The following is a 17,122-nucleotide window of genomic DNA, read 5'->3' as shown; positions in this document are numbered from 1 at the left end:
GCGTTATCAGCGTGTTTCCCCTTCCCTCCACTCTTGTGTTGCTTTAATGTAAAAATCAATTGTCCCTTCCGGAGAGTCGAAATGGAACTTCGCCAGCTACGTTATTTTGTGCGCATTGTAGAAACCGGCAGCATGGGTAGCGCGGCGCTCGACCTCAGTATCGGTGTTTCGGCGCTCAGCCAGCAAATGACCCGCCTGGAAAACGAACTCGCCATACGTCTGCTGCAACGTACCTCGCGTGGCGTGACGCCCACCAGCGCTGGACTGGCATTTTACGCCCAGGCACAGCTGGCGCTCCGTCACGCTGACGATGCGATCCTCGCCGCACGGGAGGCCAGACTTTCCGGGCACGTCAGCGTCGGCATGGCCCCCAGTACTGCTTCCGTTCTTGGGATGCCTTTCATCAACGCCATGCGGGAAAGCTATAGTGATGTCCGCCTGCATGTGGTGGAAAGCCTCTCTGGTAACCTGGAACGAATGATTAATACCCGCCAGATTGATCTGGCGGTGGTATTTCAAAAAGAAAAGATCCTGCGCTGGAGCGCCAGACCGATTCTCGAAGAACGGCTATTTTTAATTGGTACTCATGCCCTACTGGCTGATATTACCGATGACAATATTGCTCCAGCCCAATTGGCACGTATTCCATTGATAATGCCAAGCCCAGGACATGGTCTGCGCGGCAGACTGGATGCTATCAGCCAGGAGCATGCGCTGAACATTGAGATCGCGACAGAAATTGACGGCCTGACGCTACTGATGCACGCCGTTCGCAGCGGAATCGGTGCAACACTTCAGCCCGGTGCGGCAATTTCCCATCTCGATAAAGAGACATTAAGAGTGATTGGCATCCATAATCCCATACTTAGCCGCCCCAACTTTTTGGTCAGCCTTTCTGACGATGAACTCACCCCAGCAGGTCTCGCTGCCCGTGTGGTACTAGCCAAAGTGATGCATCAACTGGTGGAATCTGGACACTGGCCAGGTGCGATCCTTTACAATAATTAAAGGGCTGTTTAGCATCACGTCATAGCGTCCACACAACTTACTCGTATACATTTTAATTACAAACTTAACAATTGGTTAAGTGGTAATGGAGTATGCGATGGTTGATGTTCTGGTGATTGGCGGCGGCAATGCTGCACTATGTGCCGCCTTAACCGCCCGGGAGCAAGGCGCTTCGGTACTGTTGCTTGAGGCAGCCCCGCGTGAATGGCGCGGAGGAAACTCCCAACACACGCGTAATTTACGCTGTATGCATGATGCGCCACAGGATGTACTGGTGGAGAGCTATCCAGAAGAGGAATTCTGGCAGGATCTGCTGCGTGTAACAGAAGGTAATACCAACGAGGTCCTGGCACGGCTGGTGATCCGTACCTCTTCCCAATGCCGCGACTGGATGCGCCAGCACGGCGTTAACTTTCAACCTCCACTTTCTGGCGCTTTGCACGTGGCGCGAACCAATGCCTTTTTTATGGGCGGCGGGAAAGCCCTGGTGAATGCCTATTATCGCAGCGCAGAAAAACTGGGGGTGCAAATCCGCTATAACACACCGGTGCAGGCGCTTGAACTGCACAACGGCGAGTTCGTAGCGGCGCTGGCTGGTGCAGAGCGCATTCCGGCAAAGACCTGCGTGCTTGCCGCTGGCGGGTTTGAATCTAACCGCGAATGGCTGCGAGAAGCCTGGGGTGAGAACGCCCGCGGTGAATGGCCTGCGGATAACTTCCTCATTCGCGGCACGCGCTTTAATCAGGGCGTACTGCTCAAATTTATGATCGATGCCGGCGCGGACATCATCGGCGACCCCTCCCAGTCACACTGCGTGGCGATTGATGCCCGGGCCCCCTTATATGACGGCGGGATTTGCACCCGCGTGGACTGTGTTTCGCTTGGCATCGTAGTGAACCGCGATGCAGAACGATTTTATGATGAAGGCGAGGATTTCTGGCCCAAACGTTATGCCATCTGGGGACGTCTGGTCGCCCACCAGCCCGGACAAATTGGTTACTCCATTATCGACAGTAAAGCCATCGGTCACTTCATGCCCCCGGTTTTTCCTGGCGCACAGGCCACTACGTTAGCAGAGCTGGCACGTCAGTTAGGACTGGATACTGAGCGCTTTACCCATACTGTCATGCAGTACAACAGGGCCTGCCTGCCAGGCCACTTTGACCACACCACTCTTGATAACTGTGCAACACAAAATCTGACACCGGCAAAAACACATTGGGCGCGACCACTGGATACGCCACCTTACTATGGCTATGCCTTACGTCCGGGGATCACCTTCACCTACCTGGGGTTAAAGGTGAATGAACACGCCGCAGTGCATTTTGCCGGGCGTCCAAGTCGCAATCTGTTCGTCGCCGGGGAGATGATGGCGGGCAACGTGCTGGGAAAAGGCTACACCGCAGGTGTAGGCATGTCGATTGGGACCACCTTTGGCCGTATTGCCGGAAAAGAAGCCGCTCTGGCCGCACGTAAGGAGACTCGTCATGAAACCGCTTGAGAAATTAATTATCGAAGCGAAAATGCTTACCGAGCCGGAAGCTGAAGTTGAACGAGTTATGCAAGTCTGCAATGCCTGCCGCTATTGCGAGGGTTTTTGCGCCGTGTTCCCGGCGATGACTCAGCGTCTGGAATTCGGTAAAGCGGATATCAACTATCTGGCCAACTTGTGCCATAACTGCGGCGCCTGCCTGCACGCGTGTCAATACGCACCGCCCCATGAATTTGCTATCAATGTACCGAAAGCAATGGCAGAAGTAAGGCTGGAAACCTATCAGCACTACGCGCAACCCGCCGCCTTTGGCGCGCTTTATCGTCGCGCAGGCGTCACCGTGACGCTGTCGCTGGTTTTCGGTCTGATCCTGTTTTTACTCCTCGCTATAGGTTTAACAGGCACGTTACTCCATCCCCCGCTGGCCGGAGATTTCTACCAAATTTTCCCGCATAACCTGCTGGCATGGATGTTTGGTTCAGTCTTTATTCTGGCGATGGGTCTGCTGATGGCGGGCGTTATCCGCTTCTGGCGGGAGATTTCTCCGGGGATGCCGCGTTCCTCTGACATTGCTGAAGCCTCTCACAATGCGCTGACGCTGAAATATCTCGATGGCGGACACGGCAAAGGGTGTAACGAAGCAGATGATGCCTTCACCCTGATGCGCCGCCGTTTCCATCACTTCACCTTCTACGGTTTTCTGCTCTGCTTTGCCGCCACCGTGGTGGCAACAGGCTATCACTACTTTGCCGACATAGAAGCGCCCTATCCGTTCCTCAGCGTTCCGGTCATGCTGGGCATATTAGGCGGCATTGGCCTGGTTGTCGGCCCAGCGGGTTTGTTATGGCTGAACCTTAAGCGCTCACCGCTACATGGCGACGCACGGCAAAAACCGATGGATCGCGGTTTTATCCTGTTGCTGCTACTGACGAGTCTGACGGGCTTAGCGTTGTTGGCAGGCAGAGATACCTCAGGGATGGCTATTTTGCTTGCTATTCATCTTGGTGTCGTGATGGCGCTATTTCTGACCATCCCATACGGAAAATTTGCCCACGGATTTTACCGTTGTGCGGCATTACTCAAGTGGGCAATTGAGAAACGACGCTAAAATGCAAACGGGCGAAGAAATCTCTCCGCCCGTTCTTGTTCATACCACGTTTTATTTCGCCGTATTATTACTGCGAATTTCCTGCCAGACCTTATCACAATCGGCCTTAACGGATTGATCGTTACCCGTACGCGTTGCCTGGATACACTGCTGGTAATCCAGTACGCGCACGCTTTCTTCATTCGCAAACTGCTGGTGCTGTTTTTCTTTCTTCAGCACATTCAACACGCTTTGGCAGGCTTCGATTTTCTCCGGCGAACCCTGCGCGGTATTGATACACGCGCTATAGGCTTCCTTAAGACGGCTATCTTCTTTCGGCGCGGGTGATTGCGCGCAGGCAACCAGCCCTGATGCCATGACGGCGATGAGTATCAGCTTTTTCATAACACATTCCTCAACAAAACGGCAGGCTTGCGGCCTGCCTCTGTCGGCATTAGAAGATGGTGAACGGAGCAATAACGATGAATTTCACGTCACGCTCATCCTGGAAGATGTTACCGTAACCACCGCCCCAGCTCGGAATATCTGAATGGTTGTCGTACTGGGTGAAGTGCAGTTTAAACATAGTGCCCTTCGCACGGCCATCCTGCAGGGTATAGACCGCATCCAGGCTGTAAGACGACTCTTCAATAGTACGATTTTTGTCGTAGTACGCATCCGGGTTGAGCTGCCAGGTAGCCGGTTTAGCATCCCACGCGTAAACGTATGATGCGCCCACTGCCCAGCCAGGCAGGTTCCAGTTTTTCAGGTCATACATCGCGCCGAAGAACACGGCCTTTTCACCGTTGGCGTTGAAGTCAGAGCGGTTATCCCACCAAACGTCCAGACGACCGTTTGAAGACGCATAGGTCGGGGTCATACGCTGCAGGAAGTAGCCCTGCTGCCCGTCAGCTTTAACCCAGGTCCCTTCCAGTCGCAGATCAACGACTTCTGCCACTTTGTAGCCGAAGGTCAGTGCCTGCAGCCAGGCCGTGCCATCATAAATGTCGTTAACTGTGCGGTCATCAACCTTATCGCGGGCACCGTAGAACTGGTAGCTGGTGGTAAACGGGTTACCGCCTAAATCAAATTTGTAGCTGGCTTTGGCGAAATACTGATCGACGTAGCCTTCAGACTGACCGAATGCTGCTTCCAACAGCAGGTTATTTTTGAAGTCATACTTTGCGCCGATTGAATGGAGGTAATCAACTTTGGTCTTTTTATCGGCCTGATAGAATTTATCGACTTCGGTGTGCCACGGTGCTTTATATTCGTTGGCCCACATATAGGAGAAGCTCAGCGCACCCGCATCGCCATAATCGAAGTTGGCACCGGCTTCAGCACCCTGATAGGTACCAGGCATAAAGCTCCAGTGTGGTGCCAGCAGAGTTTGCCCGGTTGGCTGAATATAACCAGCGCGCGCCCAGGTTGGGCCAAATTTGAATTTGGCTGCCGCTTTATACAGGCTAATCCCGCTCTTATCGCCGGAGTAATCTTCGTCATAGCCTTTATTTTTTGAAGAGAATGCGATTTCGTTTGGATGGCCGCTTTCGCTACTTTCGTTCATTTCAATAGCAGTGAATGCTGCGATATCAATACCAAACATATCGGCCGCATAACCGGACTGGAAGTCGAGGTTAGCGTTCCAGGTGGAGTGAGAAAGGTTGGTTTTGTATTTGTCGTGGTCGGTCACATCTTTACGGTCACGTTCACGCTGCCAGTAATAGATGCCGCCAGTTAAGGTAGAGTCATCAATAAAACCTTCGGCGTGAACCTGGGGAGCGACAACAAAACCCGACATTGCTGTGATACCGGCGATAGCCAGCGCCAGCGTACTACGTTTGCCACTAAACGTACGCATATGTTAATCCTCTTTGACATAAAAATGCTGCCGATAAAAGCGGACAGCGAAAAAGCAAAAATTAAAAAAGTAGCGCTGAGAAAACCTCATTGACTACAATGAATAGACTATTTTTCGCGACGCGAATTATCAATCTCTTTTTGTAACCAGTATGTAAGAACATGAGCAACCGCACATATTTCATTGCTTTCTGTTACATTTTCATTGGGAGTTAAAAAAGCGTTGAAAAATTGAAAAAAGGCTTGTTTTCCATAAAGATGAAATCGGTTTCAGTCCAGAGTGGCTGATAAAACAAGGTTTTTGTTAGAAAAATATAAACGGCAAAAACCATTCCTGAATAACAATTATTTCGCTGCGCAAATAGAGTCTGCTAACCATTTTCAGGCGAAAAAAAACGCCGCAGAGTGCGGCGTTTGAAAAGATGATGCGTAACGACGGTTTATTCGCCTACTTTAGCCCATGTATCGCGCAGACCCACGGTGCGGTTAAACACCAATTTGTCAGCTGTTGCGTAGCGGCTGTCGAGGCAGAAATACCCTTCACGCTCGAACTGGAACGCTTTACCAGCAACAGCGGCCTGTAGCGAAGGCTCACCGTAACCCTGCTTAATAACCAGCGATTCCGGGTTAATAACGGACAGGAAGTCTTCCGCTGCCCCCGGGTTTGGCACGCTAAACAGACGGTCGTACAGACGGATTTCAATCGGTAGCGCATGGGACGCGCTCACCCAGTGAATAACACCTTTAACTTTACGACCATCGGCCGGATCTTTGCTCAGGGTGTCAGCATCGTAGGTGCAGAAAATGGTGGTGATCTTCCCTTCTGCATCTTTCTCGACACGCTCAGCTTTGATCACGTAAGCATTACGCAGACGGACTTCTTTACCCATCACCAGACGCTTGTACTGTTTGTTGGCTTCTTCGCGGAAATCGGCCCTGTCGATCCAGATTTCACCGCTGAACGGCACTTCACGGCTGCCCATTTCCGGCTTGCTCGGATGGTTAGGCATGGTGACCAGTTCGCTTTCGCCCTGCGGGTAGTTTTCGATAACCAGTTTCACCGGATCGATAACCGCCATCGCGCGCGGGGCGTTTTCGTTCAGATCTTCGCGGATACAGGATTCCAGAGAAGCGATCTCAATAGTGTTGTCCTGCTTGGTCACGCCAATGCGTTTGCAGAACTCACGGATCGCGGCAGCGGTGTAACCGCGACGACGCAGGCCAGAGATCGTCGGCATACGGGGGTCATCCCAGCCTTCAACGTGCTTGTCGGTCACAAGCAGGTTCAGCTTGCGCTTGGACATCACGGTGTATTCCAGATTCAGGCGCGAGAATTCGTACTGGCGCGGATGAACCGGAATAGTGATGTTGTCCAGCACCCAGTCGTACAGACGACGGTTATCCTGGAACTCCAGCGTACACAGTGAATGCGTGATGCCTTCCAGCGCATCGCTGATGCAGTGGGTAAAGTCGTACATCGGGTAGATGCACCACTTATTGCCGGTCTGGTGGTGTTCAGCGAACTTAATACGGTACAGCACCGGATCGCGCATCACGATAAACGGCGAAGCCATATCGATTTTCGCACGCAGGCAGGCTTTACCTTCTTCAAAACCACCGGTACGCATTTTTTCAAACAGCGCGAGGTTTTCTTCAACGCTACGATCGCGGTACGGGCTGTTTTTGCCTGGCTGAGTCAGCGTGCCACGGTATTCGCGAATTTCTTCCGCTGACAGTTCGTCAACGTACGCCAGGCCTTTATTAATAAGCTCTACCGCATAGGCGTGAAGCTGATCGAAGTAATCCGAAGAGTAGCGAATGTCGCCAGTCCAGTGGAAACCTAACCATTCAACGTCGTTTTTAATCGATTCAACGTACTCGATATCTTCTTTAACCGGGTTCGTATCATCAAAACGCAGGTTGCACTGGCCCTGGTAATCTTGCGCAATGCCAAAGTTCAGACAAATGGATTTCGCGTGGCCAATGTGCAGATAGCCATTTGGCTCCGGCGGAAAACGTGTATGGATAGTGGTGTGCTTACCACTGGCCAGATCTTCATCGATGATCTGACGAATAAAGTTACTCGGGCGGGCTTCAGCCTCACTCATCGTGGATTCCTCAAAGCGTAAACAACGTATAACGGAACATGATCTTATAAGCGACGTCAGGAGACAACTATTAGTTGCACAAAAAAGGTGTTTCAACAGGATATATGAGGGTATTTGCTGCAAAAAAAAGCGGCGGAGGAATCTCCCCCGCCGCTTAAGGCACTTAACTCACTTTTCTCAGGAGCAGTTATTTACCTTTAATCTCATACAGCGGTGTCTGACCGGCAACCACATGACCTTCGGCTTTGATGACCAGCGCACCGAAATCATCGCTGTTGCTGCACACAACCGGGCTAATCATGGAACGTGCGTTGGCGTTCAGGTACTCTAGGTCCATTTCCAGAATCGGTTGACCCGCTGCAACAACCGCACCTTCTTCAACCAGACGCTTAAAGCCTTTACCTTCCAGCGCCACGGTATCGATACCCATATGGACCACGATTTCCGCGCCTTTTTCCGTTTCCAGACAGAACGCATGGTTGGTGTTGAAGATTTTCACAATAGTACCCGCTGCCGGAGAAACCACGATTTTATCCGTTGGTTTTACCGCCACGCCGTCACCCACTGCTTTGCTGGCGAAGGCTTCATCAGGCACCTGCTCCAGTGCAACCACATCACCGGTAATCGGAGAAACCAGCGCTTCAATGGTGACCGCATTCGCGACAGCCTGCGGTTTTGCAATCGGGGCAGCCGCTGTCGGGGCATTGTCAGTAGACGCTGCCGCAACCGGGCCGCGTGCCACAACTTTCTTCATTTCGTCGCCGATAGATTCAGCTTTCGCACCCACGATAACCTGAATAGTTTGTTTGTTCAGCTTAACCACACCCGATGCGCCTAAGCGTTTGCACATCGCATCATTGACGCGGGCAGAATCGCCAACGGTCAGACGCAGACGGGTGATACAGGCATCAATCGCTTTCAGGTTATCCGTACCGCCAACCGCAGCAATGTAGTTGGTTGCCAGTTGAGCTAAACCTTCTTCGGTATTGCTGTTTGCTTCGTCAGTAACAATCTCGTCTTCTTTATCTTCGCGGCCCGGCGTTTTCAGGTTAAACAAACGAATAACCGCGCTGAACAACACAAAATAGATAACGAAGAACACCAGACCCATGGCGACCAGCATCCAGACGTTCTTACTTGCAGCCGGCAGGTTGTACATCAACACGTAGTCGATAGCACCTGCGGAGAAAGAGAAGCCCGCATGGATCCCCAACAGCGTCGCAACGAACAGGCTGATACCCGTCAGAACGGCGTGCAGGAGGTACAGCAACGGAGCCAGGAACATAAACAGGAATTCCAGCGGCTCGGTAACACCGGTCAGGAATGCGGTGATAGCAACGGACAGCAGCATACCGCCGACCATCGGACGACGCGCTTTTGGCGCGGCGAAGTACATCGCCAGAGCCGCACCCGGCAGACCAAACATCATGATCGGGAAGAAGCCAGACATGAACATACCCGCAGTGCCGTCACCCGCGTAGAAGCGGTTGATATCACCGTGGAATACGGTACCTGCAGCGTTAGTGAATTCGCCAATCTGGAACCAGGCGATGGTGTTCAGCACCTGATGCAGACCAGTTGGGATCAGCAGACGGTTGATGAAGCCAAAAATACCAGAACCCAGCGCGCCAGCGCCCACGATCCACTCACCACCCGCATGGATGGCATTCTGCACCGGCGGCCACACGTAGCCGAAGATAGCAGCCAGTATCAAACAGAAGAAGCCAGTAGCGATGGGTACAAAACGTTTGCCGCCGAAGAAGCTCAGGAAATCAGGCAGTTTGATGCCAGACCAACGGTTATACACAGCACCGCCGACCAGACCGGTGATGATACCCGCCAGCACGCCCATGTTGATCGCCGGGTTAATGGTAACCATTGCTTTGGTCAATATGAAATAACCAACCGCACCTGCCAGCGCTGCCGCACCCGCACTGTCTTTAGACCAGCTGGAAGCCACACCGATAGCAAAAATTAACGCGAGGTTATCAAAGATAGCTCCACCCGCTTGCGCGATGAAGGGTACGTTCAGTAAATCTGGTTGGCCGAATCGCAGCAACAGTGCCGCGACTGGCAGCACCGCGATGGGGAGCTGTAACGCCCTACCCAGCCGCTGGAAAAAACCTAAAATATTCATTTTATTCCCCCTACGAGACCCCGATTAGGCTCCTTTGAAGCCATATTTTTATTGTGCGACTATTCCTAACTGCAACAGCAAGAGATTTTGGGACAACAACATTAACCATTCATCTACATTCAGAGTGTGTGAAAAATTAATTCGTATCGCAAATTAAAAGCGTGTTTTTTGTGATTCCAATCACCAAATATCGTTATTAACCCTCCCTTACACTGGCTAACTACGAAAACTTATTTTATCATTCAAAAAATCGAAACGGATTGATCCTTACCGATGCAAAACCAGGTTACGCTTAATACTGCACAGAGACTCAATCCGCCAACTGCTTACATTTACATTTGAGGTGAAGAATGAGACTGATCCCCCTGAATACCGCTGAACAAGTCGGCAAATGGGCTGCTCGCCATATCGTTAACCGCATTAACGCGTTCAAACCAACGGCAGATCGTCCGTTCGTTCTGGGCCTGCCGACTGGCGGCACTCCGCTGACTGCCTATAAAGCATTAGTCGAAATGCACAAAGCGGGTCAGGTGAGCTTCAAACATGTTGTCACTTTCAACATGGACGAATACGTTGGCCTGCCGAAGGAACATCCGGAAAGCTATCACAGCTTTATGCACCGTAACTTCTTTGATCATGTTGATATTCCAGCAGAAAACATCAACCTCCTCAATGGTAACGCGCCGGATATTGATGCAGAATGCCGTCAGTATGAAGAGAAAATCCGTTCTTACGGTAAAATCCATCTGTTTATGGGCGGCGTAGGTAACGATGGACACATTGCGTTCAACGAACCCGCTTCTTCTTTAGCTTCCCGTACCCGTATCAAAACGTTGACCCACGACACCCGCGTAGCAAACTCACGCTTCTTTGACGGCGACGTAAGCCAGGTGCCTAAATATGCACTGACCGTAGGCGTGGGCACCCTGTTGGATGCTGAAGAAGTAATGATCCTGGTGCTGGGTCACCAGAAAGCGCAGGCGCTGCAGGCGGCTGTTGAAGGCAACGTTAACCATATGTGGACCATCAGCTGTCTGCAGCTTCATCCGAAAGCAGTTGTGGTCTGCGATGAACCTTCCACTATGGAACTGAAAGTGAAGACGCTGAAATACTTTAACGAGTTAGAAGCGGAAAATATTAAAGGTCTGTAATGATGTCTCCGCCCTGTCGAAAACGTGCAGGGCGGCATTTTTTTGAAATCGGGGGTCGGAATGTATGCTTTAACCCAGGGCCGGATTTTTACCGGTCACGAAATTCTTGATGACCATGCGATTGTTGTCGCCAATGGCCTGATCGATAGCGTTTGCCCACTGTCTGAATTGCCGTCAGGGATTGAACAGCGCTCGCTGAATGGAGCCATTGTCTCCCCCGGTTTTATTGATGTGCAGTTAAACGGCTGTGGCGGTGTACAGTTTAACGATACGGCAGAAGCCGTTACCGTTGAGACGCTGGAAATCATGCAAAAAGCCAATGAAAAATCTGGCTGCACCAACTATCTGCCAACGCTAATCACCACCAGCGATGACCTGATGAAGCAGGGCGTTCGCGTCATGCGTGAATACCTCGCTAAGCATCCAAATCAAGCATTAGGGCTACACCTTGAAGGTCCGTGGCTGAACCTGGTGAAAAAAGGTACGCATAATCCGGGATTTGTGCGTCAACCGGACGCTGCACTTGTCGATTTCCTGTGCGATAATGCGGATGTCATCACCAAAGTGACGCTGGCACCTGAAATGGTTCCCGTCGAAGTGATCACCCAACTGGTGAATGCAGGTATCGTGGTGTCTGCGGGCCACTCTAACGCGACGCTGAAGGAAGCAAAAATCGGTTTCCGTGCAGGCATTTCCTTTGCAACACATCTGTTCAACGCGATGCCTTATATTACCGGTCGCGAACCAGGTCTGGCAGGCGCGATTCTGGATGAGGCAGATATTTATTGCGGTATCATCGCCGATGGCATGCATGTTGACTATGCCAACATCCGCAATGCTAAACGCCTGAAAGGCGACAAGCTGTGCCTGGTCACCGACGCGACCGCGCCGGCGGGGGCAAACATTGAGCAGTTCATTTTCGCTGGTAAAACAATATACTACCGCAATGGACTGTGTGTTGATGAGAACGGCACGCTGAGCGGTTCATCATTAACCATGATCGAAGGTGTACGCAATCTGGTTGAACATTGCGGTATCGCACTGGACGAAGTCCTGCGCATGGCAACGCTCTACCCTGCTCGCGCCATTGGCGTCGACAAACAACTCGGCAGCATCGCGCCAGGCAAAGTAGCCAACCTGACCGCGTTCACGCACGACTTTAAAATTATCAAGACCATCGTTAATGGCAACGAGGTCGTTACTGAGTAAGAGAAAGAATGACACCAGGCGGACAAGCTCAAATAGGTAATGTTGATCTCGTAAAACAGCTTAACAGCGCGGCGGTTTATCGCCTGATTGACCAGCATGGGCCAATCTCGCGAATTCAGATTGCCGAGCAAAGCCAGCTTGCCCCCGCCAGCGTAACCAAAATTACGCGTCAACTGATCGAACGCGGGCTGATCAAAGAAGTCGATCAGCAGGCCTCCACCGGGGGCCGCCGCGCTATCTCCATCGTCACCGAAACCCGTAATTTCCACGCAATTGGCGTGCGTCTTGGCCGTCACGATACGACGCTGACGCTCTATGATATGAGCAGCAAAGTGGTCGCCGAAGAGCATTACCCTCTCCCGGAGCGCACCCAGGAAACGCTGGAATATGCGCTGCTCAATACGATTGCCACCTTTATTGACAGTTGCCAGCGGAAAATCCGCGAGTTGATCGCAATTTCTGTCATCCTGCCAGGCCTCGTTGACCCCGAAAGTGGCGTCATTCGTTATATGCCCCATATTCAGGTTGAAAACTGGGGGCTGGTCGAAGCACTTGAAAAACGCTTTAAGGTCACCTGCTTTGTTGGTCACGATATTCGCAGCCTGGCGCTGGCTGAGCACTATTTCGGAGCAAGCCAGGATTGCGAAGACTCCATTTTGGTGCGTGTTCACCGCGGAACCGGCGCAGGGATTATCTCCAATGGCCGCATTTTTATCGGTCGCAATGGCAACGTGGGTGAGATTGGTCATATTCAGGTAGAACCGCTGGGTGAGCGCTGTCACTGCGGTAATTTCGGCTGTCTGGAAACCATTGCGGCCAATGCTTCTATCGAACACCGCGTACAAAACTTGCTAAAGCAAGGCTATCCAAGCCGGCTCACGCTGGATGATTGCAGTATCAAAGCTATCTGTAAGGCAGCCAATAAAGGTGACAATCTGGCAGCAGAAGTTATCGAGCACGTTGGTCGACACCTGGGTAAAACCATCGCGATTGCGATTAACCTGTTTAACCCGCAAAAAGTCGTCATTGCCGGTGAGATTACCGAAGCAGATAAAGTCCTGCTTCCGGCAATAGAAAGCTGCATTAATAATCAGGCACTGAAGGCGTTTCGCCACAATTTGCCGGTGGTACGTTCCACGCTGGATCACCGTTCAGCGATTGGTGCATTTGCGCTGGTGAAACGCGCAATGCTCAACGGGACATTGCTGCAGCGTTTGCTGGAAAGCTAATACACGTCATCCTTCAAGCTACATCTGCGAACCCCGGTCACTTATTTCAGTAAGCTCCAGGAGTTCGCAGACTTGCCGCCTTGATGCAACTCGAATGATGTAGTGTATTTTGTGTATAGTAATGCCTTCTTTTTTTAATGTCGGATTGTCCATGACCATTAAGAATGTAATTTGTGATATCGACGGCGTGCTGATGCACGACAATGTTGCCGTACCAGGTGCGGCAGACTTTCTGACCGGCATTCTGGAGAAAGGTTTACCGTTAGTCCTGCTGACGAACTACCCTTCGCAGACCGGGCAAGATCTGGCAAACCGCTTCGCCACCGCGGGTGTGAATGTCCCCGATAGCGTCTTTTATACTTCCGCTATGGCTACTGCTGATTTTCTCCGTCGTCAGGAAGGGAAAAAAGCCTACGTGGTGGGTGAAGGTGCGTTAATCCATGAGCTGTATAAAGCTGGCTTTACTATTACCGACGTTAACCCTGATTTTGTCATTGTCGGAGAGACCCGTTCGTACAACTGGGACATGATGCATAAAGCGGCATACTTTGTGGCTAACGGCGCACGTTTTATCGCCACTAACCCGGATACCCATGGTCGCGGCTTTTACCCGGCCTGTGGTGCGCTCTGCGCCGGTATTGAGAAGATCTCCGGCCGTAAACCGTTTTATGTCGGCAAACCCAGCCCGTGGATTATTCGCGCGGCACTCAACAAAATGCAGGCGCACTCAGAAGAAACGGTCATTGTTGGCGACAATCTGCGCACCGATATTCTGGCAGGTTTCCAGGCGGGTCTGGAAACTATCCTGGTACTGTCTGGCGTATCCAAACTTGACGATATTGACAACATGCCATTCAGACCAAGCTGGATCTATCCCTCCGTTGCCGAGATTGACGTCATTTAATCCGTAGGCCGGATAAGAGCCCCCGCGTCGCCATCCGGCAATTCTACAGCGTTATTGCCGGATGGCGGCCTAAACGCCTTATCCAGCCTACAGAATCTTATCCATTCAATAAAATCACCATTTCATTGCTGATTCATCAATAACAATGTTCATTACATAATCTTTTTTCACCAATCCACAATGACCATTGCATTTTTTATTTTCTGACCCGCAATTCGCTTGCGCCCTCTCCCGCTTTGCGGCATTTTCTTTATCAAGCAAACATAAAAAGCATCACGCAACAGGTTAACGGAGAAGGTTATGTGTTCTATTTTTGGCGTATTCGATATTAAAACTGACGCAGTTGAACTGCGTAAAAAAGCCCTGGAATTGTCTCGTCTGATGCGTCATCGCGGCCCGGACTGGTCGGGTATTTACGCCAGTGATAACGCCATTCTGGCACACGAACGTCTGTCCATCGTCGACGTCAACGCCGGTGCTCAGCCGCTGTACAACGTGAAGAAAACGCATATCCTGGCGGTTAACGGTGAAATTTATAACCACCAGGCGCTGCGCGCTGAATACGGCGATCGCTATCAGTTCCAGACAGGTTCCGACTGTGAAGTTATCCTCGCGCTGTATCAGGAAAAAGGCCCAGAGTTCCTGGATGACCTGCAAGGCATGTTTGCCTTCGCGCTGTACGACAGCGAGCAGGACGCTTACCTGATTGGCCGCGATCACATCGGGATCATCCCACTGTATATGGGCTACGACGAACACGGTAACTTCTATGTTGCGTCTGAAATGAAGGCACTGGTTCCTGTTTGCCGTACGATTAAAGAATTCCCGGCCGGTAGCTATCTGTGGAGTAAAGACGGCGAAATTCGTCAGTACTACCAGCGCGACTGGTTTGAATACGATGCGGTAAAAGACAACGTTACCGATAAAAACGAGCTGCGTCAGGCGCTGGAAGATGCGGTGAAAAGCCACCTGATGTCAGATGTTCCTTATGGTGTATTGCTGTCCGGCGGTCTGGATTCTTCGGTCATTTCCGCAATCACCAAAAAATACGCCGCGCGTCGTGTTGAAGATCAGGAACGCAGTGAAGCCTGGTGGCCGCAGTTGCACTCCTTCGCCGTCGGCCTCGAAGGCGCACCGGATCTGAAAGCCGCACAAGAAGTAGCAAACCATCTGGGTACCGTGCACCACGAGATCCACTTCACCGTGCAGGAAGGTCTGGATGCTATCCGCGACGTGATTTATCACATCGAAACCTACGATGTTACAACCATTCGTGCCTCGACGCCGATGTACTTAATGTCGCGCAAGATTAAAGCAATGGGCATTAAAATGGTGCTGTCGGGCGAAGGGTCAGACGAAGTGTTTGGCGGTTATCTCTACTTCCACAAAGCGCCAGACGCGAAAGAATTGCATGAAGAAACCGTGCGTAAACTGCAGGCGCTGCACATGTTCGACTGTGCGCGTGCCAACAAAGCCATGTCAGCCTGGGGCGTGGAGGCTCGCGTGCCCTTCCTGGACAAAAAATTCCTTGATGTGGCGATGCGCATCAACCCGCAGGATAAAATGTGCGGCAACGGCAAAATGGAAAAACATGTTCTGCGCGAATGTTTTGAATCCTACCTGCCGGCGAGCGTCGCATGGCGGCAGAAAGAGCAGTTCTCTGACGGCGTCGGTTACAGCTGGATTGACACGCTGAAAGAAGTCGCTGCAGAGCAAGTTTCCGACCAACAACTGGAAACCGCCAGCTTCCGTTTCCCGTACAACACGCCATCGTCGAAAGAAGCGTATTTGTACCGTGAGATTTTCGAAGAACTGTTCCCGGTTGCCAGCGCTGCGGAATGTGTTCCGGGCGGCCCTTCTGTTGCCTGTTCTTCCGCCAAAGCGATCGAATGGGATGAAGCGTTTAAAACCATGAACGATCCGTCTGGTCGCGCGGTTGGCGTACACCAGTCCGCTTATAAATAAGTTAATCCTTAGAAAAGGGCCCTGCGGGGCTCTTTTTTTATGTCTGTTTTCTGTGCTAAAAAACAATTAATAACTAATAATTGCCGAATATTGCGTCATGCTGTTCGCAACCTAACCAAACAGTCACATTCCAGCTATTTTCAATGAAAAAGGGGTTGACGCTTCAAGGCTCAATACGCATAATGCGCCCCGCAACGCCGATAAGGTTACGCGAAAAAAAGATGGCTACGTAGCTCAGCTGGTTAGAGCACATCACTCATAATGATGGGGTCACAGGTTCGAATCCCGTCGTAGCCACCATCTTTTTTGCGGGAGTGGCGAAATTGGTAGACGCACCAGATTTAGGTTCTGGCGCCGCAAGGTGTGCGAGTTCAAGTCTCGCCTCCCGCACCATTCACCCGTAAGCGTTGCACGGATGGGGTATCGCCAAGCGGTAAGGCACCGGTTTTTGATACCGGCATTCCCTGGTTCGAATCCAGGTACCCCAGCCATTTTTTCTTCGATATAGCGGTTCACCGCGACGGTCATTGGGGTATCGCCAAGCGGTAAGGCACCGGTTTTTGATACCGGCATTCCCTGGTTCGAATCCAGGTACCCCAGCCATCGAAGAATATGATAGTATCAGGCTACGTAGCTCAGCTGGTTAGAGCACATCACTCATAATGATGGGGTCACAGGTTCGAATCCCGTCGTAGCCACCATATTAAGGACGTATCGACTCGTTCGGTAAATCCAAAAAATTGTTGGGGTATCGCCAAGCGGTAAGGCTCTGGTTTCTGATACCAGCATTCCGAGGTTCGAATCCTCGTACCCCAGCCAATTTCAAAAAGTCGTCCACTCTGTGGGTGCACCCGTTGGGGTATCGCCAAGCGGTAAGGCTCTGGTTTCTGATACCAGCATTCCGAGGTTCGAATCCTCGTACCCCAGCCATATTAAAAAAGCTCGCTTCGGCGAGCTTTTTGCTTTTATAAA

At 51.4% G+C, this 17,122-nt stretch carries 12 protein-coding genes and 7 tRNA genes; 15 read left to right on the top strand and 4 right to left on the bottom strand.

Going from position 1 to position 17,122, the window contains the following annotated elements; all coding sequences use genetic code 11:
• Positions 1 to 81: 81 nt before the first annotated feature.
• The 3 genes from tcuR (at position 82) to tcuB (ending at position 3,608) form a co-directional block, all read left to right on the top strand.
• The gene (gene tcuR / locus JTI85_RS07500) at positions 82 to 1,008 is read left to right on the top strand and encodes a tricarballylate utilization LysR family transcriptional regulator TcuR (RefSeq protein ID WP_048212276.1); all 927 of its coding nucleotides are present in this window, start codon (positions 82 to 84) and stop codon (positions 1,006 to 1,008) included.
• Positions 1,009 to 1,105: 97 nt separating this feature from the next.
• Positions 1,106 to 2,509, top strand: a complete 1,404-nt coding sequence (gene tcuA, locus JTI85_RS07495; RefSeq protein ID WP_219352363.1) for an FAD-dependent tricarballylate dehydrogenase TcuA — start codon at positions 1,106 to 1,108, stop codon at positions 2,507 to 2,509.
• The gene (gene tcuB, locus JTI85_RS07490) at positions 2,496 to 3,608 is read left to right on the top strand and encodes a tricarballylate utilization 4Fe-4S protein TcuB (protein ID WP_219352361.1); all 1,113 of its coding nucleotides are present in this window, start codon (positions 2,496 to 2,498) and stop codon (positions 3,606 to 3,608) included. Before tcuA ends, tcuB begins: the two co-directional genes overlap by 14 nt.
• A gap of 51 nt (positions 3,609 to 3,659) precedes the next feature.
• Here tcuB and chiQ read toward each other — a convergent pair whose 3' ends face one another.
• The 4 genes from chiQ to nagE all read right to left on the bottom strand — a co-directional run bounded on the left by chiQ (position 3,660) and on the right by nagE (position 9,692).
• Positions 3,660 to 3,992, bottom strand: a complete 333-nt coding sequence (gene chiQ, locus JTI85_RS07485) for a ChiQ/YbfN family lipoprotein (protein ID WP_005121405.1) — start codon at positions 3,990 to 3,992, stop codon at positions 3,660 to 3,662.
• Positions 3,993 to 4,041: 49 nt separating this feature from the next.
• Positions 4,042 to 5,448 carry a chitoporin gene (gene chiP / locus JTI85_RS07480; protein ID WP_048212279.1) on the bottom strand — a complete coding sequence of 469 codons (1,407 nt, stop codon included), beginning with the start codon at positions 5,446 to 5,448 and terminating at the stop codon, positions 4,042 to 4,044.
• Between the two features lie 439 nt (positions 5,449 to 5,887).
• Positions 5,888 to 7,555, bottom strand: coding sequence for a glutamine--tRNA ligase (glnS, locus tag JTI85_RS07475; protein WP_048212280.1), 1,668 nt, complete (start codon positions 7,553 to 7,555; stop codon positions 5,888 to 5,890).
• Between the two features lie 187 nt (positions 7,556 to 7,742).
• The gene (gene nagE / locus JTI85_RS07470) at positions 7,743 to 9,692 is read right to left on the bottom strand and encodes a PTS N-acetyl glucosamine transporter subunit IIABC (protein ID WP_048212281.1); all 1,950 of its coding nucleotides are present in this window, start codon (positions 9,690 to 9,692) and stop codon (positions 7,743 to 7,745) included.
• 350 nt (positions 9,693 to 10,042) lie between these two features.
• On the opposite strand from nagE, the gene nagB reads away from it, so the two are divergent.
• The 12 genes from nagB (at position 10,043) to JTI85_RS07410 (ending at position 17,080) form a co-directional block, all read left to right on the top strand.
• Positions 10,043 to 10,843, top strand: coding sequence for a glucosamine-6-phosphate deaminase (gene nagB, locus JTI85_RS07465; protein ID WP_003022803.1), 801 nt, complete (start codon positions 10,043 to 10,045; stop codon positions 10,841 to 10,843).
• 60 nt (positions 10,844 to 10,903) lie between these two features.
• Positions 10,904 to 12,052 carry an N-acetylglucosamine-6-phosphate deacetylase gene (gene nagA, locus JTI85_RS07460; RefSeq protein WP_061067522.1) on the top strand — a complete coding sequence of 383 codons (1,149 nt, stop codon included), beginning with the start codon at positions 10,904 to 10,906 and terminating at the stop codon, positions 12,050 to 12,052.
• Between the two features lie 8 nt (positions 12,053 to 12,060).
• Positions 12,061 to 13,281, top strand: coding sequence for an N-acetylglucosamine repressor (locus JTI85_RS07455; protein ID WP_061067521.1), 1,221 nt, complete (start codon positions 12,061 to 12,063; stop codon positions 13,279 to 13,281).
• Positions 13,282 to 13,432: 151 nt separating this feature from the next.
• Positions 13,433 to 14,185, top strand: a complete 753-nt coding sequence (gene nagD, locus JTI85_RS07450) for a ribonucleotide monophosphatase NagD (protein ID WP_048212284.1) — start codon at positions 13,433 to 13,435, stop codon at positions 14,183 to 14,185.
• 300 nt (positions 14,186 to 14,485) lie between these two features.
• A complete protein-coding gene (asnB, locus tag JTI85_RS07445) occupies positions 14,486 to 16,150 on the top strand; it encodes an asparagine synthase B (protein ID WP_003835552.1) in 1,665 nt (554 codons plus the stop codon).
• Positions 16,151 to 16,373: 223 nt separating this feature from the next.
• Positions 16,374 to 16,450: transfer RNA gene (locus JTI85_RS07440), tRNA-Met, on the top strand.
• An 8-nt stretch (positions 16,451 to 16,458) separates the two neighbouring features.
• A tRNA-Leu gene (locus JTI85_RS07435) sits at positions 16,459 to 16,543 on the top strand.
• A gap of 23 nt (positions 16,544 to 16,566) precedes the next feature.
• A tRNA-Gln gene (locus JTI85_RS07430) sits at positions 16,567 to 16,641 on the top strand.
• Between the two features lie 37 nt (positions 16,642 to 16,678).
• Positions 16,679 to 16,753 (top strand) — tRNA-Gln (locus tag JTI85_RS07425).
• A 21-nt stretch (positions 16,754 to 16,774) separates the two neighbouring features.
• A tRNA-Met gene (locus tag JTI85_RS07420) sits at positions 16,775 to 16,851 on the top strand.
• A gap of 43 nt (positions 16,852 to 16,894) precedes the next feature.
• Positions 16,895 to 16,969, top strand: a tRNA-Gln gene (locus JTI85_RS07415).
• 36 nt (positions 16,970 to 17,005) lie between these two features.
• A tRNA-Gln gene (locus tag JTI85_RS07410) sits at positions 17,006 to 17,080 on the top strand.
• The last annotated feature ends 42 nt before the right edge of the window (positions 17,081 to 17,122 follow it).

The sequence above is a fragment of the Citrobacter sp. Colony219 genome, assembly GCF_019382635.1.
GTDB lineage: Bacteria > Pseudomonadota > Gammaproteobacteria > Enterobacterales > Enterobacteriaceae > Citrobacter > Citrobacter youngae.
This window is presented reverse-complemented; position numbering and strand designations above follow the sequence as displayed.

What these genes read in the sequence shown, in the direction of transcription:
- tcuR (WP_048212276.1), top strand. Translation starts at nt 82, where the DNA reads ATGGAACTTCGCCAGCTACGTTATTTTGTGCGCATTGTAGAAACCGGC.
- tcuA (WP_219352363.1), top strand. Translation starts at nt 1,106, where the DNA reads ATGGTTGATGTTCTGGTGATTGGCGGCGGCAATGCTGCACTATGTGCC.
- tcuB (WP_219352361.1), top strand. Translation starts at nt 2,496, where the DNA reads ATGAAACCGCTTGAGAAATTAATTATCGAAGCGAAAATGCTTACCGAG.
- chiQ (WP_005121405.1), bottom strand. Translation starts at nt 3,992, where the DNA reads ATGAAAAAGCTGATACTCATCGCCGTCATGGCATCAGGGCTGGTTGCC.
- chiP (WP_048212279.1), bottom strand. Translation starts at nt 5,448, where the DNA reads ATGCGTACGTTTAGTGGCAAACGTAGTACGCTGGCGCTGGCTATCGCC.
- glnS (WP_048212280.1), bottom strand. Translation starts at nt 7,555, where the DNA reads ATGAGTGAGGCTGAAGCCCGCCCGAGTAACTTTATTCGTCAGATCATC.
- nagE (WP_048212281.1), bottom strand. Translation starts at nt 9,692, where the DNA reads ATGAATATTTTAGGTTTTTTCCAGCGGCTGGGTAGGGCGTTACAGCTC.
- nagB (WP_003022803.1), top strand. Translation starts at nt 10,043, where the DNA reads ATGAGACTGATCCCCCTGAATACCGCTGAACAAGTCGGCAAATGGGCT.
- nagA (WP_061067522.1), top strand. Translation starts at nt 10,904, where the DNA reads ATGTATGCTTTAACCCAGGGCCGGATTTTTACCGGTCACGAAATTCTT.
- JTI85_RS07455 (WP_061067521.1), top strand. Translation starts at nt 12,061, where the DNA reads ATGACACCAGGCGGACAAGCTCAAATAGGTAATGTTGATCTCGTAAAA.
- nagD (WP_048212284.1), top strand. Translation starts at nt 13,433, where the DNA reads ATGACCATTAAGAATGTAATTTGTGATATCGACGGCGTGCTGATGCAC.
- asnB (WP_003835552.1), top strand. Translation starts at nt 14,486, where the DNA reads ATGTGTTCTATTTTTGGCGTATTCGATATTAAAACTGACGCAGTTGAA.